At 38.7% G+C, this 26,687-nt stretch carries 20 protein-coding genes and 1 pseudogene; 15 read left to right on the top strand and 6 right to left on the bottom strand.

The window, feature by feature from the left end:
* Both FJR09_RS24600 and FJR09_RS07410 read right to left on the bottom strand, forming a co-directional pair.
* On the bottom strand, positions 1-595 hold a 595-nt coding region (locus tag FJR09_RS24600), incomplete at its 3' end, for a leucine-rich repeat domain-containing protein (RefSeq protein WP_217361112.1).
* A gap of 69 nt (positions 596-664) precedes the next feature.
* A complete protein-coding gene (locus FJR09_RS07410) occupies positions 665-1,729 on the bottom strand; it encodes a potassium channel protein (RefSeq protein WP_168653484.1) in 1,065 nt (354 codons plus the stop codon).
* 336 nt (positions 1,730-2,065) lie between these two features.
* Here FJR09_RS07410 and FJR09_RS07405 point away from each other — a divergent pair, with 336 nt between their 5' ends.
* From FJR09_RS07405 to FJR09_RS07390, 4 genes are all read left to right on the top strand, one after another.
* A complete protein-coding gene (locus FJR09_RS07405) occupies positions 2,066-3,349 on the top strand; it encodes an aspartate aminotransferase family protein (protein ID WP_168651817.1) in 1,284 nt (427 codons plus the stop codon).
* Between the two features lie 149 nt (positions 3,350-3,498).
* The gene (locus tag FJR09_RS07400) at positions 3,499-3,816 is read left to right on the top strand and encodes a hypothetical protein (protein WP_015078959.1); all 318 of its coding nucleotides are present in this window, start codon (positions 3,499-3,501) and stop codon (positions 3,814-3,816) included.
* Between the two features lie 86 nt (positions 3,817-3,902).
* Positions 3,903-4,958 carry a YwqG family protein gene (locus FJR09_RS07395; RefSeq protein ID WP_015078960.1) on the top strand — a complete coding sequence of 352 codons (1,056 nt, stop codon included), beginning with the start codon at positions 3,903-3,905 and terminating at the stop codon, positions 4,956-4,958.
* A gap of 135 nt (positions 4,959-5,093) precedes the next feature.
* Entirely contained in the window at positions 5,094-5,936 is an 843-nt protein-coding gene (locus FJR09_RS07390) for a helix-turn-helix domain-containing protein (protein WP_015078961.1), read from the top strand.
* Positions 5,937-5,944: 8 nt separating this feature from the next.
* Here the strand turns inward: FJR09_RS07390 and FJR09_RS07385 are convergent, their stop codons facing one another.
* On the bottom strand, positions 5,945-6,931 hold the full coding sequence (locus FJR09_RS07385; protein ID WP_168653485.1) for a site-specific DNA-methyltransferase: 987 nt from the start codon (positions 6,929-6,931) through the stop codon (positions 5,945-5,947).
* A gap of 403 nt (positions 6,932-7,334) precedes the next feature.
* On the opposite strand from FJR09_RS07385, the gene FJR09_RS07380 reads away from it, so the two are divergent.
* From FJR09_RS07380 to FJR09_RS07365, 4 genes are all read left to right on the top strand, one after another.
* Positions 7,335-8,948 carry an iron uptake porin gene (locus tag FJR09_RS07380; RefSeq protein WP_174782912.1) on the top strand — a complete coding sequence of 538 codons (1,614 nt, stop codon included), beginning with the start codon at positions 7,335-7,337 and terminating at the stop codon, positions 8,946-8,948.
* Positions 8,949-9,005: 57 nt separating this feature from the next.
* On the top strand, positions 9,006-9,722 hold the full coding sequence (locus tag FJR09_RS07375) for a hypothetical protein (protein ID WP_015078964.1): 717 nt from the start codon (positions 9,006-9,008) through the stop codon (positions 9,720-9,722).
* Positions 9,723-9,794: 72 nt separating this feature from the next.
* A complete protein-coding gene (locus tag FJR09_RS07370) occupies positions 9,795-10,571 on the top strand; it encodes a sulfite exporter TauE/SafE family protein (protein ID WP_015078965.1) in 777 nt (258 codons plus the stop codon).
* A gap of 686 nt (positions 10,572-11,257) precedes the next feature.
* The gene (locus FJR09_RS07365; RefSeq protein ID WP_015078966.1) at positions 11,258-11,437 is read left to right on the top strand and encodes a hypothetical protein; all 180 of its coding nucleotides are present in this window, start codon (positions 11,258-11,260) and stop codon (positions 11,435-11,437) included.
* A 13-nt stretch (positions 11,438-11,450) separates the two neighbouring features.
* Here the strand turns inward: FJR09_RS07365 and rlmN are convergent, their stop codons facing one another.
* The 3 genes from rlmN to FJR09_RS07350 form a co-directional block, all read right to left on the bottom strand.
* The gene (gene rlmN, locus FJR09_RS07360; protein ID WP_168632631.1) at positions 11,451-12,521 is read right to left on the bottom strand and encodes a 23S rRNA (adenine(2503)-C(2))-methyltransferase RlmN; all 1,071 of its coding nucleotides are present in this window, start codon (positions 12,519-12,521) and stop codon (positions 11,451-11,453) included.
* A 155-nt stretch (positions 12,522-12,676) separates the two neighbouring features.
* Positions 12,677-13,510 carry a metallophosphoesterase gene (locus tag FJR09_RS07355; RefSeq protein WP_015078968.1) on the bottom strand — a complete coding sequence of 278 codons (834 nt, stop codon included), beginning with the start codon at positions 13,508-13,510 and terminating at the stop codon, positions 12,677-12,679.
* Positions 13,511-13,746: 236 nt separating this feature from the next.
* Positions 13,747-14,403: a LuxR C-terminal-related transcriptional regulator gene (locus FJR09_RS07350; protein ID WP_015078969.1), complete on the bottom strand. Its 657-nt coding sequence runs from the start codon at positions 14,401-14,403 to the stop codon at positions 13,747-13,749.
* Positions 14,404-14,506: 103 nt separating this feature from the next.
* Between FJR09_RS07350 and FJR09_RS07345 the strand changes: the two genes are divergently transcribed.
* The 7 genes and pseudogenes from FJR09_RS07345 to FJR09_RS07320 all read left to right on the top strand — a co-directional run bounded on the left by FJR09_RS07345 (position 14,507) and on the right by FJR09_RS07320 (position 26,639).
* A complete protein-coding gene (locus tag FJR09_RS07345) occupies positions 14,507-15,151 on the top strand; it encodes a DUF3386 domain-containing protein (RefSeq protein WP_148763024.1) in 645 nt (214 codons plus the stop codon).
* Between the two features lie 553 nt (positions 15,152-15,704).
* Entirely contained in the window at positions 15,705-16,754 is a 1,050-nt protein-coding gene (locus FJR09_RS07340; protein ID WP_015078971.1) for an isocitrate/isopropylmalate dehydrogenase family protein, read from the top strand.
* A 175-nt stretch (positions 16,755-16,929) separates the two neighbouring features.
* Positions 16,930-17,079, top strand: a pseudogene (gene leuD, locus FJR09_RS26120) (3-isopropylmalate dehydratase small subunit); the annotation flags it as partial.
* Positions 17,080-17,211: 132 nt separating this feature from the next.
* Positions 17,212-18,495, top strand: coding sequence for an aconitase/3-isopropylmalate dehydratase large subunit family protein (locus FJR09_RS07335; protein ID WP_371260399.1), 1,284 nt, complete (start codon positions 17,212-17,214; stop codon positions 18,493-18,495).
* A gap of 61 nt (positions 18,496-18,556) precedes the next feature.
* On the top strand, positions 18,557-18,943 hold the full coding sequence (locus FJR09_RS07330; RefSeq protein WP_174782914.1) for a hypothetical protein: 387 nt from the start codon (positions 18,557-18,559) through the stop codon (positions 18,941-18,943).
* 431 nt (positions 18,944-19,374) lie between these two features.
* The gene (locus FJR09_RS07325) at positions 19,375-19,773 is read left to right on the top strand and encodes a hypothetical protein (RefSeq protein ID WP_168653486.1); all 399 of its coding nucleotides are present in this window, start codon (positions 19,375-19,377) and stop codon (positions 19,771-19,773) included.
* Between the two features lie 356 nt (positions 19,774-20,129).
* Positions 20,130-26,639, top strand: coding sequence for a non-ribosomal peptide synthetase (locus FJR09_RS07320; protein ID WP_168653487.1), 6,510 nt, complete (start codon positions 20,130-20,132; stop codon positions 26,637-26,639).
* Positions 26,640-26,687 lie beyond the last annotated feature (48 nt).

Here is a 26,687-nt window from a genome sequence, read left to right as displayed (position 1 = left end):
AAGGTTTGATATCGCTGATTTTATTTCCCACAAGGTTAAGAAAAGTCAAATTAGTCAGGTTAGACAAAGGTTTAATATCGCTGATTTGATTCCCCCAAAGGTCAAGAGAAGTCAATTTAGTCAGATTAGATAAAGGTGTGGTGTCGCTGATTTGATTTCCCACAAGGTCAAGTTTAGTCAATTTAGTCAGGTTAGACAAAGATTTGATATCGCTGATTTTATTTTTTGAAAGACCAAGAGAAGTCAATTTAGTCAGGTTAGACAAAGATTTGATATCGCTGATTTTATTTTTTGAAAGACCAAGAGAAGTCAATTTAGTGAGATTAGACAAAGGTTTGATATCGCTGATTTTATTTTCACTAAGGCCAAGAGAAGTCAAATTAGTCAATATTTGATTAGCTTGACTACAATTTTGTGTTTTGGCAACTTTTAATAATACTTCAACCGTGTGTCTTGTCTCTTGAGGTAAACTTCCTTTTTGTTCACACCATTCTGTAAAAGTCTTGGGTGTGTTTGCAGGTGCAGCAGTAACTTTTGGTGTGTACAATCCTAAAGTCAAGGTAAAAATAGTGGTCGCTACTAAAGCTAGTTTCATGATTTTACAAGTTATACAAAAAAGACACAGTAATTTTACCATCTTCCAACTTGCAAAATAAGTCTGCTTTTAGCTATTTTTCGGACGTTTGAGGGGAATAGAATTAATCGGACCAAGAATTTGATTTAAATCCCGCAATTGTTCAGCCGTACCCATACAAATTAATGTATCTCCCGACATTAAAACAGTATCTCCAGTTGGACCACCAATGAGTTTACCATCAAGGCGACGAATTGCCAGAACTAATGCTCCTGATTGCGATCGCAATTTTGCCTTTTGTAAACTTTGACCGACAAAGGGACACCTATCGGAATCTAGTAAAAATTCTTCCATATATAACTGACGGTCTGTACCAGAAAGCATCCCATCTACAAAGTCCAAAATCTGCGGTCTGAGGGCTGCTGCTGCCATGCGTTTGCCGCCAGTGATATACGGTGAAATTACGGCATCTGCGCCACCGCGTTGTAACTTTTGTACCGCTTCTTCCGTACTAGCGCGAGCGATCGCTCGAATGTCTGGATTCAGAGTTTTTGCTGAGAGAACAGTATATAAATTTTCCGCATCTGAAGGTAAAGCCGCCACAATACAAATTGCTTTAGTAATGCCAACTTTTAACAAAGTATCATCTAACGTCGCATCACCTTGAAAAACAATGTAACCAATTTCCTGAGCTTTTTGGACAGATTCAAGTTCCGAATCAATAATCACAAAAGAAACAGCTTCAGCCTGAAATTCCTTAGCAATTTGTCGCCCAGTGCGACTAAATCCACAGATAATATAATGTTCTGATAATGATTCCATTAAACGCCTTTGTTGTCGGAGTCGAATTCCTTCTAGAAAATAACCTTCAATGACTGCGGCTGTAAATCTATTAACAATATAAGTAAGATTCACCACACCCATTAAAATTAAGACAATGGTAAATAAACGCCCTCGACTACCTAATGGGTGAGTTTCTCCATAACCGACAGTTGCTAGAGTAATTACAGTCATGTAAGCTGCATCTTCCCATTTCCAGCCCTCAACCAGGGAATACCATAAAGTCCCAATTAGGGAAATACCAGCTAAAGCAAGCGCCCCAGCCATTAATTCTTTTTGAATCCGTTGATATTTTTGTTCAAGGGTAGAATACACAGGCAATTAAAAATTAAGAATTAAAAATTAAACAACTCCCGACATCAGGGACGACAAATAATAAATTACCCAATTTTGTGGGATGGGCATCCTTGCCCGTCCTTAATGATTTAGCGGACAAGATGCCCGTACCACAAGAAACTTTTTTTAATTGGAAGTCCATAAGGGTTCAGAATAAATAATATTTGCACAATTATGGGTAATTTTTCCTCCTTTTTTCTCTTTCCTCTTTCTTCTTCTTGACTCGGTGACTCCTCCTAAAACCATCAGAAATTTTGAAAGATTTCCCAGAACCTAGTAAAGTATTACGATAAAAGCTTTTCAGGAGTAGCGGTAGTGAGCGTCCAAACTCTAATTGAACAAGCCATGAACCCCTCGGAGTCAGGTATTATGCCATCTACACCTTTTGATGTTGATAGCTTTGATACGGCTGTTATGTCTACGTACAGTCGCTTTCCTTTGGCTTTGGAACGGGGTGCTGGTTGCCGTGTTTGGGATAGTCAGGGCAAGGAATATCTGGATTTTGTCGCGGGTATTGCCACTTGTACTCTAGGACACGCCCATCCAGCAATGGTAGAGGCTGTAACTAGACAAATCCAGAAATTGCATCATGTTTCTAATTTGTACTATATTCCTGAACAGGGTGAATTAGCGAAATGGATTGTTAATCATTCCTGTGCGGATAGAGTATTTTTCTGCAATTCTGGTGCTGAAGCCAACGAAGCAGCCATTAAACTAGCGCGGAAATATGCCCACACTGTCCTAGAAATTGCCCACCCGATCATTTTAACTGCTCATGCCAGTTTTCACGGACGGACTTTAGCCACCGTGACTGCCACTGGACAACCAAAGTATCAAAAGCATTTTGATCCTTTAGTTCCTGGTTTCCACTATGTAAATTACAACGATATTAGAGCAGTGGAAGCCGCTGTTACTGAATTAGATGAAGGTAATTATCGGGTAGGGGCAATTTTAATTGAACCATTACAGGGAGAAGGTGGCGTTCGTCCTGGGGATATTGCCTACTTTAAGCGGTTACGGGAGATTTGCGACGAAACCGGTATTTTGTTGATTTTTGATGAAGTACAGGTTGGAATGGGACGCAGTGGCAAATTATGGGGTTATGAACATTTGGGAGTAGAACCAGATATTTTCACCAGTGCGAAAGGTTTGGGCGGTGGTATTCCCATCGGTGCGATGATGAGTAAGAAATTCTGCGATATTTTCCAACCAGGAGAACACGCAAGTACATTTGGCGGTAATCCCTTTGTCTGTGGTGTGGCGCTGAGTGTGTGTGAGACTTTGGAAAAAGAGAATATTTTAGAGAATGTCAGAGAACAGGGCGCACATTTACGAGAAGGATTAAGAGCGATCGCTCGTCAATATCCTCAGCATATCTCAGAAGTACGCGGTTGGGGTTTAATTAGCGGCATGGAAATCAAAGCCGATATTCCCTTAACTGCTGGTGAAGTTGTCAAAGCTGCAATGGCAGAAGGTTTATTACTTGTTCCCGCAGGTCCTAAAGTAGTGCGGTTTGTTCCCCCTCTCATTGTCACAGAGGCAGAAATCAAGCAAGCATTAAAAGCTGTAGAAAAGGCATTAGCTAAACTGACAGCATAGGTAATTAAAAATTCGTAATTCGTAATTTCAAGAATTATCAATTACGAATTTTTCATCTTGATAATTTTCAACATATCAATTTGGAATAAATTAATCAAAAAATGCGATAAAATGGAATAATATATTTTTCATTAATACACAACGAAGCTATGCCAGAAACAAAATCTACTCATACAGTCCGCAGAGGCAGAATCTTCCCAGAAATTCAATGGACTCAAGAACAGAAAGCACAATGGCAGACTGAACGGGAAACATTGTCTCAAAACTGTAAAATAATTTTTGAGCAGTTACAAGCAGAACTCATTAAAACTCACTATAACTGGTACATAGCAATTGAGCCAAATAGCCGTGAATATTTTATTCATGAAGATCCCTTATTAGCCGCACAACAAGCACATCAAAAATACCCAAACGTCAAACTGCACGTTTTCCGAATTAATGAAACTGGAGTATGTGGCAAAATATGATTTTAAAATAATACTTACTACAAATAAAAGAAAGACCCTTCAAATATTACCAGTATCATTCATAATCACATCTAAGGTTAATTATCATGAAATGCAATAAAATATTTAGATTAAGTTCCCTGAGAACGTCCATTCACCTAGATGGCTGCAATGTTACCCATTATCAAGAACTGCATAAATTCTCTTCAGAAGCAGAAGCAGAAGCTTTTTTTAATCAAAGTATTCAAGAATTACTCACACACGGTTGGTATGATATCGAATCTGTGACCGTAGACGAAAATAACAAAGATCTCACTCCAGATGAATTGTATGGAATGTTCTTAGAATTAAAAAATCAAGTAGATGAATTTGCCAATGCAATTATCAAACCTTATATAGAAATTACTCCATCTTCAACAACAGAAACTACCCTATGGCAAAGTAAATTTGGTGGTTTACCTTACCTGCCCAAAAATACGACCTATCCTGAAGCCCCAGATGGTACACCCCTCCATCTTTTAGCACAAATCAACTTTGCTGAAACTCCTAAATTAGAAGATTTACCAGAAAAAGGGATTCTTCAGTTTTATATTGAAGCCGGAGGTGAAACAGCCTATGGAATTGAAGAATATCCCCAATTAAAACAAACTACCTTTAGAGTTATTTACTTTCCTGAACCAGATTTAAATATTGATAATCTCCTAGATAACTTTGATTTTTTACCTCCAGGAATAGGTTTGCCATTATTAGACTGTCTGGGTTTGAATTTCGCTATTAAATCAACTCCTATGTGTGCATCAGATTATCGGTTTAGAAACTTAGTTAAAAGCCATTTTCCCATCTTTCAACAAGATAATCTAACCAAAGCAATGGAAAATTCTTTAGAAGAACTTGTAGATGATTTTCTCAATGAATATGAAGAAAAATATGAGGAATCATTAGGAGGACATTGTTTAGGAGGATATCCCGCATTTGTGCAAAATGATGATCGTGCAGATTTGCAGGAAGAGGAAGGTTATGATTTTCTGCTATTGCAAATGAACTCTGATGATGAGCATTCAATTATGTGGGGAGATGAGGGAGTTGGTAACTTTTATATTCAACCTTCTGCACTGAAACGGTTGGATTTTTCTCAGATTTTGTACACCTATAATTGTTGTTGAGAGAAGGTGAATTAGGCTTTTATAAGTTTAAATAAATTTATTCAAACTTAATCATAAACGTACTTTTAGTTCGTTTTAACATTTTGATGCTTTGTATAAGATTCAAGACGTACTTTTAGTTCGTTTTAGTTTTTTATGAGTTTTGAAAGATATAAAGAAGTTAAACAGCTTTTTGGTGATAGAGTCCAAGCCCTTCGCAAAGACAGAGGTATTACACAAGAGCAGTTAGCAGAGGATATTGATAAATCCGTTGAGCATATTAGCTACATAGAACGAGGTGAACGCGCTCCGTCTTTTGAAACAATTTTAGATATTGCTGAAGCCCTGAAAGTGTCAGTACCATACTTAATGAATGTCACACCCCAAACAGATATCAGTACAAACTTTCTCACTGAATTACAAACTCCGGTAGTTCTTCCCTCTCTTGTTGAACCTGTTAAGGAAGCAGTTAACACAACTAAAGAGCGCCGTTCAGATTTAGAACGATTACAGACAGCACTTGGGGCTATTCAGGAATTACAGAGTCTGGCAAATGAGTATGGTATTAATGATGTTTTTCAAGACAATGGAGGGAAAGTTCTTCAAGTTTTAATCTTACTTGGTTTGCGGATATCACCTGGACGTGAAGGCAATGATGCAATTGATGCAGAAAAAAATGAATATGAATTAAAAACAATTAATAAACTTTTAAGTAAAAGTGTCACCACAAATCATCATCTTAACCTTGATATCTTAGCCAAATATCGTGCTGTAAAAGCTTGGTATATTGCTGTTTATGAAGGAATTTTATTAAAAGCTATATACAGAGTTGACCCTACTTCACTTGAAACTAAGTTCAGTTACTGGGAATCTAGAATACGTGGCGGAATGGAATCTATTAATAATCCTAAAATCCCTTTAAGTTTAATAGAAAAAGAAGGTGAGTTGGTTTATCCTAAACAGAATCAACAAACAATTCCAGGAAATTTGCCAATTTAAAGTAACCTTCATAATTTCAAAGCTAATTGCTTTGAAGTAGTTAAACAAACAGATTCTTTTTGAGCAAGAAGACATTCATAAAGAGTCAGAGCCTCCTTCGAGCTTTGAGTTTTATCTAGAAACCGGAAAGCTGAAGATGCTAAATAAGATGGCTCTTTTTCAAAAGCAATCCAACTTCTTTCTATCTGTTCAGCCGCAAAACCTGTAGTATTTGAGCCTGCAAATATATCTAGAACTTTATCTCCAGGATCAGTCAAAAATTTAATGAAAAACATTGGCAACTTTTGAGGAAATCTCGCTGGATGAGGGGGTATGGAAATAGATTTACATAATTGAATATAACTAGAATTACTTTCAGTATTTGCAATCTCTAACAAATTTGATGGTATAGCACCACCATTATCAGTAGCAAAATTCTTACTGATATCATGGCCTGAAGGTCTTTCTTTCGGTGTATAGTATTTTTGAGGATCTGCCTGTAGCTTCTTCATTCGCTCAGAGTAAGGGACTAAAACATTACTAACATTTGCTTTAGGATGATCAGTTTTTGAGAGCCACCAGACGGTATTTACAGAGTCCTTTGCTCGAATTTTTCGCTTATTAACCCACTCAATTGGTGAAGGTAGTTTAGCTGGGTTATACCAAAAAAATTCTTCAGCCAACCTAAATCCCAATTCATCACAAAGTTTAATTAAAACTCGATAGTTATAGAGAGAGCGAACTGGACGTTTACTTTCATAAGCTCCACCTAAATCAAGTACGAAACTACCAGTTGAATTCAGAACTCGATAAACTTTTTTGGAAAACTCAAGCAACCAATCAACATAATCTTCCTGCTCTACATTGCCATAAGCCTTTTTGCGTTGCAAGGCAAAAGGTGGTGATGTCAGCACTAAATCTATTGAGTCAGATTCCAGTTGATCCAGCAATTGTAGGGAATCACCAAGATAAGCCGCACCGCAGTCTGTAGTATATAGTGGATTGGGAAGAACCATTGTCAGACGCACTAAGAGTTGGTTCTATAACTATAATCCTAAAATATCAAAACGACATATTTTTGGTATCAGTTCTTGTAAAGGCCTACACATAGTGAAAGATTGTGCCATTGACGGCACGGCATTGTATGAACAATGCCAGAAAAGGATATTCGTAACCTTTACCGTTTTATAGACTGGGTTATGATGTTACCAAAGGCATTAGAAGCGGACTTTTGGCAAGATTTTAAACAATTTGAAACAAAATAATATAAATTAACTTTATCATAGCTTAATTATTTCTGGTTGTTTCAACGCAAAAACAACCAAAATTATCTTATTTTGTCTCTGATATTGCATAAGTATTGCGAAAATAAAAACATTAATCTATCATCACTTATTAATGTGTGGTGTGCAAGCAAAGATGATCAAGTTAATCACAAGAATATTACTGGTATCTGTAGTTAATTTAACTTATGCCTTATTTAGTCATGCTATAGCTAATGCCGAAAATGTTGATTCATTAGAGATAGAACAAGTTACATCAGTTTCTCAATTAAGAGATGTAGAACCCACAGATTGGGCATTTCAGGCTTTACAATCTCTAGTTGAACGATATGCTTGCATTGCTGGATATCCCAATGGAACTTTCCGAGGAAATCGAGCTTTAACGCGCTATGAATTCGCTGCTGGGTTAAATGCTTGTTTAGATAGAGTTAATGAATTGATAGCTACAAGTGCAAGTAATGCAGTAACAAAAGAAGATTTCACTAAATTACAAAAACTTACAGAAGAATTCGCAGCCGAATTAGCCACACTCCGGGGAAAAGTAGATACTTTAGAGGCAAAAACCACAGAACTAGAAGCAAATCAATTTTCCACAACTACCAAACTATTTGGACAAGCAATTTTTGGTATTCAAGGACGGAGTGAAAATAGTGCAGATTTGTCACCAAAAGATGGGATTAAAGAAACAATAGATAACGGGACAAAAATTAACGTTATTAGTAATGTTCAACTCACACTACTTACCCAATTTAAAAACCGCAGCTTTTTAGTAACAGGATTACAAGCTGGTAATGGGGGTACAGCTAGTTTCAATGCCCCCCGAATCACCAACGATACCCGATTAGCTTATGAAGGTAATACAGATAATAGCTTAGTTTTAACTGACCTCAATTATCGGTTTTTAGTAGGTGATAAAGTAGCAGTAATAGTTGGTCCAGCAGGGGTTAATCCTATCAACACTTTTCGGGGAGCAAACCGCATAGAAAGTGCAGGTAAAGGTCCCATTTCTACCTTTGCTCAACGTAACCCAATTTTAGCAATTGGTAATGGTACAGGTGGTTTGGGCTTGGATTGGCAAATGAATAAACGAATTAGTTTACAAGCAGTTTATACAGCGAGTAAATCCGCCGATAGTAGCCAAAATGCCGGATTATTTAATGGGGGAAATGCCACCGGAGTGCAATTAAATCTTGCTCCTACTAATAATATTGATGTAGCACTAAATTATATTAATTCCTACTCGACTACAGGATTTTTAGGAACTGGAATTGGTGATGATTTATTGGCTTATACACCTACTTCTACTAGTCCCCTGACAACTGATGCTTTTGGTGCTACTGCATCTTGGCAGGTTAATCCTAAGTTGACAATAGGTGGTTGGGGAGGTTTTACGACTTCTCGCATACCTGGACAATCAGGGAGTGTAAAAACTAATAATTGGATGGCTTTTCTTAACTTTCCTGATTTATTGGGACAAGGAAATTTGGGGGGAATTTATGTCGGACAACCTCCGAAAATTGTTAGTAGTGATTTACCAACAGGTAATAATCTTCCAGGTATTCTTAAAGATTCTCTTGGTAGTGCGGGAGGACAACCAGGAACTACTACTCATGTAGAAGCTTTTTATCGTTATCGAATGTCAAATAATATTAATATTACTCCTGGTGTAATCTTGATATTTGAGCCAAGACATAGCCCGAATAGCGACATGATTACCATTGGTGTTCTCCGAACAACTTTTAGTTTCTAAAGATATATTCTTACCAATTAAAATACAAATTTTTCTATAATAGGAGTTGCAAAAAAAATGTGGACTAAATCTATTAGTAATATTTTAAAAGTGGGAATATTTAGTAGTTATATTTTAGCTGCTAGTTTACCTGTTCAAGGGCAAATCATGATTCAAGGTGGTAATCTATCTGGAAATCTGAATTATAACTATGACAATCCCATAGTACCTGTTTTTAATGGATTAACTGGGTTAGATGTTAACTCATTTAATTTAGAAACTGACATTGGTAGAATATCTAATTTTCAAGGGACTGGACAATTAAAAGAAGTTAGTAATTTAGCAGGTATTCTCCAAAATGGTCAACCGACAATTGGGACTTTATCTGGTTTAATAACTGGGAGATCACAAACTGCTGATGGTAATTCTCTACTTTTTAATAATACGCCTATAACTATCAATGGTGTTGTCTCTTCTCTTCAGAAAATTAATAACTTTACCCAAGCCGGAAATATCGCCATTACTGGTGGCAAGATTGATACTAATTTACTCACAAATCTAACTCAACCTGGAGCATTTAATTTTGGGACAAATTTAACAAACCTTGGTGTATTATCAAATTTAGGGAGAACAGCCACAGAGCAGTTTAACTTACCTCAATTAGGCTTGAATCCCCAAGTTATTCAATCATTAACTAATAATCCCAACTATGGGAGAGTTGGTTCTCCTGGGTTGATAACAACTCCTGGACTACCTTCGAGAATTTACCCCGGTTTAACAGCACCCAGAAAATAAATCAACTATAATTCGATAAACTTACAGTATTTTATTGTACAACAGTATAACTGAGTTTATTAATTACAGAAAATGCCGCAAGATTTAACTTTAATCCATAGCTTACTTCTGTTCAGCACCGCATTTATTGCCGGTGGACTCAATGCTGTAGCGGGTGGTGGCAGTTTTATTACCTTTCCTACCCTGATATTTACAGGTATCGCCCCAATTAACGCTAATGCTACAAATAATACTGCACTGTGGATAGCAGCTATAGCTAGTGCAGGAGCTTATCGTCGAGATTTAAACATCGAAAAACGACAATTATTATTACTAGCTGGTACCAGTTTAGTGGGTGGTGTCATTGGTTCAGTGGCTTTATTATATACATCACCAGATGTATTTAAAAAGATGCTGCCCTATTTGTTACTATCAGCAACATTGATATTTACATTTAGTGAATCTCTAAAAAGCTGGCTGCAACTTCAGAGTAAAAATGATGTTTCTGCACCTCCACCTTTATTTATTCTCCTAGTTTCTCAATTGGCAATCTCTATATATGGTGGTTTTTTCGGTGCGGGTATAGGCATTTTAATGTTAGCAACTTTAACCTTTTTAGGGATGAAAAATATTCACTCTATTAATGCTTTTAAAACTTTATTGGGTAGTTGCATTAATGGTGTGGCAATTATTCCTTTTATGTTCGCTAATTTGATTGCTTGGCATCAAGTTATGATCATGGCGGTTGGTGGTTCTCTGGGTGGTTATTTATGCGCTCATTTTGCCCGCAGACTAGAACCCAGCTTGGTGCGAAAATTCGTGATTGTGGTAGCTTTTGGGATGACTACTTACTTTTTTATTCATGGTTAAGTAGGTAAATACAATTATACTCAAAACGGCTTATCTGTTGCCTTCCACAACCGGAAAGGGAATAAATTCCCTGTCTCATAGCTCAAGTCCGTTAAAACGGACTAATATATTTTCCTAGTATCTAGTATAAGGGACTTCCAATTAAAAAAATACCCAAAAATTTCTTGTAGTGCGGGCATACTATGGCTAACGCCACGCTGCGCTATCGACCAGCTCAGTACAAGTCTTGCCCGCTAATCATCAAGGACGGGCAGGATGCCCATCCCACAAAATTGGGTAATTTATTTTTTGATGTTCCCTAAATACTAAATGGACGGGCTAGAAGCCCACCCCACAATAATTGTATGACTGGTGGGATAGGTATGTGGTCTGTGCAAATATTAATTAAATATAAAACTATTGATTTTGTGACTTTGATTACAGTTTTTTCTATTTGGTAACGCTTGAATGGGAAAATAACTTATTTTTCCACAAGAATAAACAGGACTATCTCAAGGATTACACCATAGGGATCACGGCTAATCTAAGGAAAGTTACATCTAAAGTAAATTTATATATCTCAGGTATGATGATAATAATTATCAGGTTTGAGATAATGACCTAAGATATCAAATTTTTCACATTCACAACAATTAAACAATTTTTGTCACTTTTTCTAAAAAATTATTAAATCCAGGGGTTTTAAAATGCAAGTATCACAAAAGATTCATTGCCCAAATTGCGGTAGTGCTGCTGAACGTCACTATATTTCTGATAGTCAAATTACGCGGACACAATGCCCTAGTTGCGATTACCTAATGATAACTTGCACCCGCACCGGTAAAGTAATTGAGGCTTATGCACCAGGCATTTATGCTAGGAAATAATTGACAATTTTAATTACCTTTTTGTTGTTCTTAATTGTCCACAAGCAGCATCGGCTTCTAAACCGCGAGAATAGCGGACACTAACAGCAGTATTTTGTTGTTGAAGAACATTAACAAAGGCTTCGATTCGGTCGCGGGTTGGTCTTTTATAATCTACTTCTTGAATGGGATTATAGGGAATTAAGTTAACGTGACTTTGAAAACCCCGCAGACGTTTTGATAGTTCTAAAGCGTGTTCGGGTAAGTCGTTGACTCCAGCGAGAAGAACATATTCAAAACTAACTCTGCGTCCAGTTATTTCTACATATTCTCGACATTCTGCCAGTAAGTCTTCTATGGGGTAGGGTTTGGCGCTGGGAATGAGTTGTTCTCGTAATGCTTGGTTGGGTGCGTGGAGACTGACAGCGAGGGTAATTTGTAGTTGGTGTTGGGCGACTTCAAGAATGCGATCGCGGATACCTACAGTAGACAGTGTAATAAATCGCGCACCAATTCCCAGATCTTGATTAATGGATTTAATCGCTAAAAGCACATTTTCCGTATTCAACAATGGTTCACCCATGCCCATGAATACCACATTACTCACCCGTTCTTGAAAATCCTCTTGGACAGTCAGGACTTGATCAACAATTTCCGCACGGGTAAGATTACGCTTGTAACCACCTTTCCCAGTCGCACAAAAATCACAAGCCATAGGACAACCAACTTGAGTAGAAACGCAGACTGTTAAGCGTTTATCGCTGGGAATACCCACTGTTTCCACAATTTCCCCGTCAGTCAATTTGAGGAGATATTTGACGGTATCATCGGGGGCAACAGAACGGTAATGTAGAGAAGAACGACCTATGGGAACATCTGCAACTTGCAAACGCCAATTTTTCGGAAATACAGAAATATCAGCGAGCGATCGCACACTCTTATTATAGATCCAATCATGCAATTGCTTACCCCGATAACTCGGTTGTCCCTGCTGCTGTACCCAAGCAGTTAACTCCGTCACGGAAGCACCAAGGAGAGGGGGAAGAAGTTGAGATTTAGTGGAGTTAGGAGAATCTAGCTGAGATACAAACGGCGTAGCAGACATAAAAAATCACAATTTGATGCTAATTTTCTATTGTACTATATTGTTTTTGTTTCGCGCAAAGGGGCAAAGGAGCAAAGGCGCAAAGGAAGAAATTATTCATCCGTCTTCATCTGCGTTTATCTGCGTTTATCTGCGGTCTATTATTCTATAAATCTTCATGGAGAGACTTCCAAAGTAATAATAGTAACCTCTGGTGGACAAAATAACCGTCCGGGGAAATAAGTTCCTAGACCTCGATTTACATATAATTGATTATTTCCCACTTTATGTAAACCCTGTGACCATTGCCAATGGCGTAATATAGAATGGGTTTTCCGTAAAAATGGTAATTTACGCCGAATTTTTTTGGGGATTTTTTTGACTATTTTTGCATAGTAAATCATTGCGGGTCCCAGTCCAGGAATTACGATTTGTCCACCGTGACTATGACCAGATAATTGTAAATCTACCCGCCATTTTTTGAGGATTTCGGCTGTATCTGGGTGATGAGATAAGACAATCCGAGGTGTAGTAGAATCAAGTTGATTCATAATTGCTTCTGGATTAAATTCTTTGGCATAAAAATCCGCTAATCCCACTAGAGGTAATTTTTCTCCAACTGGGTAAGCAATTTGATTCCAAAGTACATTAATCCCCACATTTGTTAAAGCATTTGTAATTTCTGATTTTGAACTGGGATAACAAATATCATGATTGCCAAGGATAGCATAGACACCATAGCGACTTTCTAGATTTTTTAATCTTAGTGCTAGTTGATGAATTGGTTTAGCAATTGTGTTAACATAGTCGCCAGTTAAAATAACTAAATCTGGTTTTGTGGCATTACTAACTGCAATTGCTTCTGTTAACATTTTTTCTGATAATAGACCATTATCATAGTGAAAATCTGACATTTGTACCAACTTTAATCCTGCTAATGATAGAGGTAAGTTGGGGATTTTTACTGTCAATTTTTCTGTACTCAAAGATCCAGTTAATAATTTGTGCATAATAGAATAAAACTATGTTTATAAATCAAGACAACATTTCTGAAATTTTGTTGGGTTGCTGTCGCTTAACCCAACCTACAATTATCAAAATATAATCGGATTTCTTTTGACATTAACAAAATATTTTGATATTAACTGTAGCAAAAGAGTAATATATTTGAATACTCAGATACCCGACTTATTTAAGAAGTCGGGTATCTATAATCTATCATTTTATTATGATCTACTTATAGCTATTAGGAAACTAATCTATCTTGTAGTTTTGCCACCATTTCCGCACGAGTAGAAACCTCTAATTTACGGAACATCCTTTTTAAAGCTTGCTTGACAGAATTTTGAGTAATCCATAATTTAACGGCAATTTCCCCATTAGTTAAACCTTGAGCCACTAATTTGGCAATTTCTAATTCTCGCGCTGTGAGAGGACAATTACCAGCAGATGCAAAGGTTTTTGGTGTTGCTTGGAGTGTGGCCATTTTCGCTGATAAATGTAAACAAACTGCACTTAAATCAGCTAAATCATTACTATCAAAAGGCTGACTTCCGGGGTCACGAGCAAAGTTTAAAGTCCCCACTAATTGACCATTACAAACTATCGGACCAGTCATTACGTGTTCGTGACGAGTGCAATAGTTTTTCCAGTCTTCTGGGGATAAAATTAATTGTTCATGGGTGGGGGCGTGACGTTCGACAACATAACGCCCAATGGGATTAGCTTCTAAGCAGACAGCGGGAATTTCAATTTGAGTATCTAATTGGTCACCTAGGAGATCCATACCCCAATGTTGTACTGCAAAATGGTCGCCAATGGTATCCATGAGAGCTAGTTTTAATTCTTGCTCATTTTGGACATTAGCGATCGCTTGAAAAATGGCGTGGAGAGTTTTAGCCATAAGTGTACCCATTTGGGGTCTATGCGAACCTCGATAATTACCTCTATGCTAATACCAGCAACGATAAAAAGCTATTTTAACTTGTAACCAGAGGACAAGCACGATGACAGTTACTCAAATCTCAGCCCAAGAACTTTTTCAGGCTGCCTATCAAAACCGTTATACTTGGGATGGAAATTTCCCTGGCTATACCGCAGATATTACTTATAAGTATGATGACCAAGTGATCAAAGGTCAAGTGGTGATTGATGCCAATATGAAGGCAGAAGTTCTGAATGTGGAAGACGAAGCTGCTAAAAAAGCCATTCACGGACAAGCTTGGGAAATCGCCGTTCACCGTGTCCGTCGCGCTTTTGAACAAACCCACGGCGCAAATACTTTTAGACCCGGTGAAACTGACGCAACCGGCGCAGTCGAAATTTTTGTTGGTGGAAAGTCAGAAGGAGATAAGTACAAAGTGCGTAACAATGAAGTTTGCCACGTTCACCGTTTAATTCACGGTACTTTTGTGACTATTGACACTTTCAGCAGTCACGACACTGGAGAAGGATATCTTTCTCACACATACAATTCTGTTTATCATGACCCCGAAACCGGCGCTCAAAAGGGCGGTAAAAGCGATTTTACTGATGAATATGAGAAGGTAGGAAATTACTACATTCTTAACCGTCGGGAAATCCGCACGGAAATCGCAGAACGCATTTCTATTCAAGATTTCATCTTTTCTAACATTGAGTTGTTAGGTTAAGTAGAACGGCTTGAATAATTTAAAGTTCGTAGTGAGGAATTTATGCCCCATTTGCGGGCTGAAGCCCTCACTACGAAATCATCTCCAGATTTTTTTCCTTTCTTTGTGAGAAATCCCATGTAAGTCCTGTGTTTAAGCTTATTGTTGGCAGTTTTGCCAAAAATTATCTTTGGCTAAGGTATTGTCATATATTAGATTGTCTATTATTATATTTTTGGTTGTGCTTCTAGCCTGCCGTAGTCAGCAATAATTCTTGGTATTTTCATACGACGAAAAGTGCCAAATCAATGCTATTTTCAAAATTGTCAATGTTTTTACTGAGGGAAGTTCAGCTTTAACAATTTAAAGATGTATTAATCCTTATTAGTACCAACGCCGTAAGAGACTTCCAAGCTAATAGGTAAGTGTCTTGGGAATCAGGACTCCTGTCCTTGGGGGGAATGTCTAACTCTCAGGCCAACAGAACTACTAAGACAAGAGAGGCTATTCCCGATGAATTGGGAAGCCCTGTCCGTAAGACTTACAGGGTAGTTCACTTAACAAATACGGAAAAATGGGGTCTTTAAGTAAGCCATCTTATCGGATTGTCGCCATACCGGGGGAAGGAATTGGTCCAGAAGTTGTAGAAGCTTCCTTGCAAATTCTTCAACACGTCGCTAAAATTGAAGGATTTACCTTGCGGGTAGACTATGGTTGGCTTGGTGCAACTGCCTTCTTGCAAATGGGTAGTTATTTCCCTCAAGCCACTGTCCAACTGTGCGATGGAGCTAATGGGATTGTATTTGGTGCGGTTAGCCAAGGGGGACTCCTAGAACTGCGAAAGCACTATGACTTTTTTTGCAATCTGCGTCCAATTCGGATTATTGATAGTTTAGTGCATAAATCTAGCCTTCGGCCAGAAAAGGTTCAAGGACTCGATATACTAATCATTCGAGAATTAGTTAGTGGGATTTATTTTGGACCGGCTGGACGTTCTTCAGATGAAAAGGGAGCTTATGGCTACCATACCATGCTCTACTACGATGAAGAGATTCGACGAATCGCTCGTATAGCTTTACAAAAAGCCCAAGAGCGAAGAGGATTGCTCACCGTAGCTCACAAAGAAAATGCTTTGCCTCATTTGCCATGGACTCGTATAGTCCAAGAAGAAGCAATCAAGTTTCCAGGTGTTGTTGTTGAACCAATGCTGGTAGACAACTTAGCCATGCAAATGGTTCTTAATCCCCAGAGATTTGATACAGTTTTGGCGGGCAATATGTTTGGAGATATTCTGAGCGATATTGGTGGAGCTTTAGTTGGATCTATTGGCTTATTAGGGTCAGCCAGTCTGAATGCTGATGGATTTGGACTATACGAAGCCATTCACGGTACAGCCCCAGACATTGCTGGCAAAGGAATTGCTAATCCTCTAGGAACTCTTGGAGCTTGTGTTTTAATGCTTCAGCAATGGGGGGAAGTGGGTGCTGCCCAACGAATTATAGCAGCGCAAGAGCAAGTGTTATCTGAAGGATATCGGACAGCCGATTTGTTTCCCCAAGGCTCTGAAATATTTGTCAATACTGAAAAATTAATTGACCTTTTACTAGAAGAACTTTCCAGCTAACAACATTCTCAATTCCGGGGGCTTTATGAGTAGTATCAAACAGATTTTATACTTAGGTGATGATATCAATACTGATGATATTATGCCTGCCAACCGGGCGACAAATGATGACCCTGATAATTTGAAACACTATGCTTTAGAACATCTCATTGGAGTAGGGGAGTTACTAAAATACGATGTGATTGAAGCCGGAGAAAATTTCGGCTGTGGTTCTAGTCGAGAAATTGCCCCCATTGCCATCAAAGCTGCCGGAATAGAACTGATTCGGGCGAAATCGTTCGCAGAAATTTTTTATCGCAATAGCATTAATATTGGACTTCCCCTGGAAATTTTAGGAGAAAAACCAGAGAATCCGGTAGTTAATGTGATCGCCGCAGCCGGTGGATTGATACCTTTTAATCAAAAGCGTCGTCAGGGAAAAATTACCATTCCTGCCAGCGCGACTTCCCCGCGACCCATGACTTTAGTGGAAAAACTTTTAGCCAAATCCTCTGGTAATACCTACGTCACTCCAGGAGAAGTGGTTTTTGCTCAAGTTGATTTAGCCCTATCCCACGATGCTGTGGCCAGCCCTGTCGCTAAAATATTTTATAAACACTATGGAGAAGATGCAAAGCTGTGGGATGCTCAACGGGTAGTTTTAGTCGCAGATCACTTCATCCAAGTCAATGACATCCGTGTTGATCACAAAGCTGAACTCATGTATCAACAGATGGTTCAGTTTGCCAAAGACCAAGAATGTTACTTATTTGATGTAGTTTCCCCAGGGGAAGCCGCAGGTATCTGTCACGTTTTACTTCCAGAAAAAGGATTTGTCCGACCAGGGATGATCATTGCCGGCACAGATTCCCATACCTGCACCTATGGAGCATTAGGAGCTTTTTCCACAGGAGTGGGAACTACGGATATGGCGAATATCTATGCTATGGGGGATATGTGGATTCGTGTTCCATCAACATTAGTATTTGATTTATCGGGAACTCTACCGCACCATATTAGTGCCAAAGATATTATCTTGTTTATCTTAGGTCAAATTGGTTGTGCTGGTGCTACCGGTAAGGTAATGGAGTTTAGAGGATCAATACTCGCACAACTACCTTTTGATGAACGATTGACTTTAGCTAATATGGCTATTGAGTGTGGTGCAGTCTGTGGGTTAATTGTTCCTGATGAAACAACCCGAAATTATGTCAGAAGTCGTTCTACACAAGGGTTTGTAGAAATGATTGCCGATCCTGATGCTGAATACGAAAAAGTATATCAATTTGACCTCAGTAATTTAGAACCACAAGTTGCCCGTCCTCCAAAACCAGATCAGGTCATACCTATTAGCCAGTTAGAGGAGACTCCGATTACCAAAGCTTTTATTGGCTCTTGTACGGGGGGCAAGCTTTATGATTTAGCCCAGGCTGCTGAAGTTTTACAAGGTCGTCAACTGGCAGATGGCGTGAGCTTGTTTGTGGTCCCTGCTTCCGTAGAGATTCGTGAACAAGCTGAAGCCTTGGGTTATCTGGAAATTTTTGCACAAGCAGGCGCACAGATTCTCAAGTCAGGTTGTGGAGCTTGTATTAATTCTGGAATGGGGGTGTTAGATAAAGAAGAAACAGGAGTTTATGCAACCAATCGCAACTTTAAAGGACGTAGTGGCGATCCTACAGGTAAAAACTATTTGGCCTCGCCAAGAACAGTGGCAATATCAGCCATAAAGGGGAAAATTAGCCACCTTCTGGATGAAAAATAAATCTAAAAAAGAGGGAAATAAAAAATATTTAACCCACAATACGAGAATGCTAGGTGATAAAATGGATGAAATTGTGAAAAAATTTGCAGGTCTAGGTCTTCCGGGCGTAATTCTTCTCCTTTTAGCAGTCACATCAGCAGGTAGTAATGCTGGTATTGTTGCTGCCATTACAGCAGTAGGCGGACCATTTGGCATTGTCGGAGGGATAGGTTTACTCGGACTGACAAAAGTTTTAGGAGATGCAATTGCTGCATACGGGATTGAAGCTATTATTAAGTCCGTCTATTCAGAACGAATCAAAACTGAGTCAGTGAGATTGCTTGTCAAAGAAATTGAAGAGCTACCCATTTCAGACGAGTTAAAACTCAAATTGAAAAATCATCTGAGTTCAGAAAGCAAAAACTATTTACCCTCGCTAGGAAAAGTAGGTATTTCAACCTTCAAATAGGAAATTGGACACCTTTTTGAGTAATAATAAAGCTACTATTTTATTTCATATTGCTGAATTACTATGCATGGAAATGTTATTCTAGCTATCAGTTCATCGTCATGTTTTTGACTTTTCTAAATTTCCTGATTTGTAGTGTTTTTTGATTAATCATAAAACTTACGTATGGACAGAAAATACCAAATAGGTTGTATAGTTTTCACAGATGCAAATGATGGTTAATTCTTGTAGTGTGTAAGTCCCAAATTATTGAGAATGGCTATAAATTTAAGGTGAATAGGGAGGGAAATGTTAAAAATTGATTTGAAAGCGAATGACTTTTAGCTAACTTAGTATAAATTCTAGAATCGGTTTCTTGCCATATCAAGACTCCAATTTCATTCCCACTAGAAAAGTTTCAACCAACAATATCAGGACTTTAGGTGATCAAAATGGACGAAATCGCAAAAAAACTTGCTGGTCTGGGTCTTCCAGGCGTAATTCTATTAATTTTAGCAGTCACATCAGCAGGTAGTAATGCTGCTATTGTTGCTGCGCTCACAGCAATAGGCGGACCCTTCGGCATCCTTGGTGGTATAGGGTTACTTGGTCTGACAACAGTTGTCGGAGATAGTGTTGCTGCATACGGGATTGAAGCTATTATTAAGGCCGTTTATTCAGAACGGCTCAAAACCGAGTCAGAAACATTACTTATCAAAGAAATTGAAGAGCTACCCATTTCAGACGAGCTAAAAGCTAAATTGAAAGATCATCTAAGTTCAGTAAGTTCTACTTCCACAGAACCAGCTTCAGAACCCAGAATAGTGGAAATTGTTGATGAAAACGAATAATTTCACTATTAAATTGGGTAACATTTAAGAGCGAATAGTAAGTGCCAAGACAGAATTAATTGCATATTGGTTATTTACCAATCTTTTGCCAATCGAGGATTTCAGTCCAGATTTTTGTGTAATTGATTTTGTCCAATTATTTACCAAGTGCATACCGCTATAGTGAGAATAGAAAAATGGCCTGTGGGTCTGATTTTTTCGGGTCACACTCTCAAAGGCCATTATTTTCTAACAAAAAATGATCCAGGATGCGAATGCAACGCAGTGTGTTGTAAAATATCTTAGTTGAAACTGTTCCCTATGACTTACGTCACGCTACGCTATCACCAACAACTTATTCAACAACCCGTAAACTTATGTTGAAACAATGTATTCATGAGTTATTTAAAGCCCAGGTTGCTCGAACTCCGCAAGCAATAGCTGTCGTGTTTAGGGATAAGCAACTGACATACCAGGAATTAGATTTGCAAACAGACCTCCTGGCTAATTATTTGCAAAAACTAGGGGTAGGAACTGAGGTACTTGTAGGAATTTGTCTAGACCGCTCCCTAGAGATGATAGTGGGTTTATTAGGAATTCTCAAAGCTGGGGGAGCGTATCTGCCGCTAGATCCTAATTATCCAGCAGAAAGATTGAACTACATGATACAAGATGCTCAAATCTCTGTGTTGGTAACGCAAGAAAAATGGTCTACTTTAATATCTGATTATTCAGGGACAATTATTTGTTTAGATAGTCAACATGATGCAATTTTTGATCATAGTGATAGCGAAGCGCGACCTAGGAATCGCCATCTTGTGAATACAGTTAAACCTGATCATTTGGCTTATGTCATCTACACATCAGGGTCAACGGGAAAACCCAAAGGGGTAATGATTGAACACCATTCATTGGTGAATTTTACCCAGATGGCGATAGCTCAATACAACATATCCACGGGCGATAGAATTCTCCAATTTAGCTCGATCAGTTTTGATGTTGCCGCTGAAGAAATCTATCCTGGTTTAAGTTGTGGTGCAACTTTAGTTCTACGAACTGAGGAAATGATAAGTTCCGTCTCCTCATTTGTACAGCAATCTCAAGATTGGCAAATAACTGTCTGGGATTTACCGACAGCTTACTGGCACTTAATAGTAAATGAATTAGCTATGAATCCCATAGCATTACCTGAATCACTACGCTTAGTAATTATTGGCGGAGAACGGGTATTACCAGAACGAGTGAAAATGTGGCTCAAGAATGTCGGAAATTTCCCTCAGTTAATTAATAGCTACGGTCCAACCGAAACTACCGTTGCTGCTTCAATTTGCTGTTTATCCAGTTTGAGTGCCACCCAACTAGAAAGAACAGAAATACCTATTGGTAAACCAATGGGGGATAATATCGAAATTTATATCTTAGATCAAAACCTGGAATCAGTTCCGACTGAAACCATAGGAGAAATATACATTGGTGGTGCTGGACTTGCAAAGGGCTATTTGCACCGCCCAGAACTGACCGCAGAAAAATTTATTAAAAATCCCTTTGACAATTCAAAATTATATAAAACTGGTGATTTAGGACGGTATTTACGAGATGGCAACATAGAATTTTTAGGACGGATTGACAATCAAATAAAATTTAACGGCTTCCGCATTGAACTAGAAGAAATTGAATCCCTCCTCAATCAACATCCCCAAGTTTTTCAAAGCATAGTTATTCTGCGGGAAGATGTTCCTGGAAACAAACGTTTGGTAGCTTATATTGTCCCATCATCAAAAGAGGAAATTAACTGTACAACGCTGCCCAGCTTCCTGAAAAACCAGCTACCCAGCTACATGATCCCAAGTGTCTTTGTTTCCCTAGACGCTTTACCTCTGACTCCGAATGGGAAAATTGATCGTCAAGCACTTCCCATACCTGATATTCAAGAAACCTTTGTAGCACCGCGCAACTCACAGGAAGAAACTCTTGCCCAAATCTGGGGTAAGGTTTTTGGTGTAGAACAGATTGGTATTGATGATAATTTTTTCCAATTAGGCGGTCATTCGCTAATCGCCACACAAATTGTGTCTCGAATTCGGGATGTTTTCCAAATTGAATTATCCTTTGGACAACTTTTTGCAAACCCGACGATTAACGATTTAATTAAGGTAATTATCCAGCAGCAGCAACTACAACAACCATTACCCCTAGCCAAAATTACGCCGATTTCCAGAGAGGGTTATTTACCTGTTTCTTTTGCCCAAGAACGAGTGTATTTTATTGAGCAATTAGCGCCCTCCATGACTGCTTACCAATTTCAAGAGAGTTTGCGAATCAAGGGCAATTTAAACATAGATATTCTAGAAGAAAGTCTCAGCGAAATTTTGCGTCGTCATGAAATTTTCCGCACGACATTTCCGGCAGTAGAGGGCAAGTTGGTACAATTAATTCATCCACCTCAACCTGTAAAATTACCAGTAATTGATCTGTCAAATTTTCCCAAATCAGCACAGGAATCGGAAGTACAAAAATTAACAGAGATTGCAGTTCACGAGCCTTTTGATATTAGTCAATTACCATTAATTCGTTGGACATTATTAAAATTAAGCGACCAAGAATATGTGTTAGTTCATGTTGAACATCACATGGTTCATGATGGTTGGTCATTCAATTTATTTTTGCGAGAATTATTAACATTATATCAAGCCTATTCAGAAGGAAAACCCTCACCCCTAACTGAACCCTCACTCCAGTTTGCCGATTTTGCCCATTGGCAACGACAGTGGGTGTTAACAGAACCAGCACAAGCCCAACTAAAATATTGGCAACAAAAATTAGCTGGTAGTCCTCCTGTATTAGAGTTACCAGGCGATCGCCCGCGACCAGTCGAGCAAACTTACCAAGGCGGCATGGTACGCATGGAACTGCCCCTAGATGTTTGTGAAGCCCTGAGAAAAATGGGTCGTCAAGAAGGGGTGACTTTATTTATGAGTATGTTTACGGTTTTTGTGACCATGATCTACCGCTACACCGGACAAGAAGACCTTTGCGTGGGATCTGGGGTAGCTAATCGCCGTTGGCGGGAGACAGAAGGGTTAATTGGCATGATTGTTAATAATATCGTCCTCCGCACGGATTTATCTGGCAACCCCACCTTTCGAGAACTTCTGTCTCAAGTGCGTAATGTTACATTGGAAGGTTACGCTAACGAAGATTTACCCTTTGATAAAGTCGTAGAAATTCTCAAACCAGAAAGAAATCTCAGCTACAATCCTCTATTTCAAGTAATGTTCAGCTTCCATGATGCTCTTTTACCTGATTTGAATCTACCTGGATTGAGCATTAAACAGCATGAGACACTCAACAATAAATCAGCCAAATTCGATCTTGATGTTGTTGTGATGCCTCGTTCTGAACAACGGGTAGGGCGCAATTCTCAAGAAGAAGCCAAAGGAATAGAAACAGAGGGCATAACTCTTGTTTGGGAATATAATAGTGACCTGTTTGATGTCACCACCATTGAACGGATGACGGGTGAATATCAAACGTTAGTAGCAGAGATTGTGGCTAACCCTGATCAACAAATTTCCCAATATCCCCTCCTCACAAAAGAGCAGCAGCATCAATTATTAATTAACTGGAACGAGACGAAAACAGCTTATCCTCAAGGGAAATGTATTCATCAGTTAGTGGAAGAACAGGTAGACAAAAATCCTGATGCAGTAGCACTGGTATTTGATCATCAAAAACTTACCTATGGAGAATTAAATACACAAGCTAATCAACTGGCGCACTACCTGAAAAACTTAGGAGTAAAACCCGATACATTAGTTGGTATCTGCATTGAACGTTCCTTTGAGATGATCGTGGGACTTTTGGCAATCCTCAAAGCAGGGGGTGCTTATGTATCTTTAGATCCTGCCTATCCCGCCGAACGATTGAGCGATATAGTTAATGATGCTCAACTACCAATTCTGGTAACAATGCAGCAATGGGCAACCATAGCCGCCGATCATAATCTGTCAATAGTTTGTTTAGATACCGAAAAAACTGTAATTGCTACCCAAAGTCAAGAGAACCCTGACCAGGCAGTAACAGCCACCAACTTAGCTTATGTCATCTATACATCAGGTTCCACAGGCAAACCCAAAGGAGTGCTGATTGAACATAATTCCTTAGTTAATTTTACTCAAACTGCGATCGCCGCATATCAAATCATCCCCACCGATAGGGTTCTCCAATTTGCCTCCATTAGTTTTGATACCGCCGCCGAAGAAATCTATCCCTGTTTAGGCAGTGGTGCTACCTTAGTGCTGCGGACAGAAGAAATGTTACAGTCTGTGTCTGCATTTGTGCAGCAGTCCCAAAATTGGGGACTAACAGTATGGGATTTACCAACAGCCTACTGGCATTTGCTAGTAAATGAATTAGCCAATGGCAATTTATCCTTACCAGAAACATTACGACTAGTAATAATTGGTGGAGAAAGAGCGCTACCTGAAAAAGTAGCAACATGGCATAAATGGGTAGGTAATTATCCAAAATTAGTTAATAGCTATGGTCCAACGGAAACCACTGTAATTGCCACTTTGAGTCAATTATCAGACAATACTCTCCATCGTCAGGAAATCCCCATTGGTAAACCTATTAGCAATGTACAAGTATATGTCTTAGATAAATACTTGCAACCCGTTCCCATCGGAGTACCAGGAGAACTCCATATTGGTGGTGCAGGTGTGGCACGGGGTTATTTGCACCTGCCAGAATTGACCGCAGAAAAATTTATTAAAAATCCTTTTGTCAACACAGAGGAAAGTAGATTATACAAAACCGGGGATTTAGTTCGTTATCAACCTGATGGCAACCTAGAATACCTGGGACGGATAGATTCTCAAGTAAAAATTCGTGGTTTTAGGATTGAACTTGGTGAGATTGAAACAATATTAAATCAACATTCCCAGGTGAATCAAGCCGTCGTCATTGCCCGTGAAGACATTCCTGGCAATAAGCGTCTTGTCGCCTACATCATTGGTAATCAAGCACAAGTCCAATTGGAGCAAATCCGCCAATTTCTCCAACAGAAGTTGCCTCCATACATGATTCCTGCTACCTTTGTGCCATTAGATCAACTACCAATGACTCCTAACGGCAAGGTAGACCATCGTGCTTTACCAATCCCAGATACTACTGACACCAATTTAGCGGCAGGATTTGTTGCGCCTCAGACTCCCATAGAAGAAAAGTTAGTCGCAATTTGGGCTGAAGTTTTAAGACAACCGAATATCAGCATTCACGACAATTTCTTTGAATTGGGTGGTGATTCAATCATCAGTATTCAGATGATTTCTAGAGCCAATCAAGCCGGATTACAACTGACTCCCAAACAACTGTTTCAGTATCAAACTATTGCCGAGTTAGCCAATGTTGTCGGCACAAATCGGCAAATTAAAGCCAATCAGGGATTAGTTACAGGTTCAATACCGCTAATGCCTATTCAACATTGGTTTTTCGAGCAAAATTTCCCCGATGCTCATTATTTTAATCAATCAGCCTTGTTAGAGATTCCATCAATAACACAGCCAGATTTATTAAAACAAGCAGTGCAAAAATTATTATCGCATCACGATATTTTGCGTTCATGCTTTGTTCTTGAAAGCCACCCCCCGCAACATATTAATGCTACAACCCAAGAAACAGTTCCTTTTATGCTTGTGGATTTGTCGGCATTGTCTTTAGAGGAACAACAAACTGTAATTAAAACCAAAGAGTCCGAACTTCAAGCCAGCTTGAATTTGTCATCAGGGGAAATTGTTAGATTCGCGCTGTTTAACAGGGGAATTAATCGGCCAAATCAATTACTAATTATTATTCATCACCTAGTAGTAGATGGCATTTCATGGCGGATTTTACTGGAAGATTTAGCAACTGCTTATCAGCAACTTAGTAGTGGCGAAACTATCAAATTACCAGCCAAAACAACTTCCTTTCAAGAGTGGGCAAATCAGTTACAAGCATATAGCCAATCAGAAAACCTGTCCACAGAAATTGATTATTGGTTATCCCAGTTTGCGGGGAATATTACTTCATTGCCCATAGATTATCCTGACCAAAAAACAGAAAATACACTAGCTGCTACTAATTCTCTGACTCTCTGTTTAAATGAGGAGGAAACCCGCGCCTTATTGCAGGATGTTCCCGCTGCCTATAATACACAAATTAATGATATTTTGTTGACTGCATTAGCACAAAGCTTTCATGAATGGACAGGAGCAAATTCATTAATTGTTGATTTAGAGGGACATGGACGAGAAGACTTATTTGAAGATATAGATTTATCCCGGACTGTCGGTTGGTTTACTACTTTATTTCCTGTACAATTCAACCTTGGTTTGGGGAATCAGTTAGCAGAAACTTTGAAATTAGTGAAAGAACAACTGCGTCGCCTACCTAAACATGGTATTGGCTATGGTATCTTGCGATATTTACATCCAAGTTCCATAATTCAAAATAAATTCCAAACTTTACCTCAAGCAGAAATCAGTTTTAATTATTTAGGTCAATTTGATCAAGTTCTGTCTGCTTCTGCCATGTTGGGAGCAGTTAAAGAATGGAAATCAGAACAAAGTCAGCGGGGGTATTGCAGCCATCTCTTGGCAATAAGTGGATTGATTCACTCAGGAAAGTTAGAAATGGAGTTTGCTTATAGCGAGAAAATTCACAAGCGAGCGAGTATTGAAAAGTTTGGGCTGGGATTTATGGAAGTATTAAGAACCCTGATTCTTCACTGCAAATCTAAGGAGTCATCCACCTATACCCCTTCTGATTTTGCTGCTGCTAAAATCAATCAACAACAGCTTGATAAATTAATAGAAAAAATTAATAGAAAAACCCCCAAGAGTTAGATGAATTAATAGTTTACCTAAAACCTACAATCCTGCTGTGAGATGCTT

The organism is Dolichospermum sp. UHCC 0406, assembly GCF_009712025.1.
Taxonomy (GTDB): Bacteria; Cyanobacteriota; Cyanobacteriia; order Cyanobacteriales; family Nostocaceae; genus Dolichospermum; species Dolichospermum lemmermannii.
The sequence above is the reverse complement of the archived record's forward strand: the minus strand, read 5'-3'. Positions and strand labels throughout refer to the sequence as shown.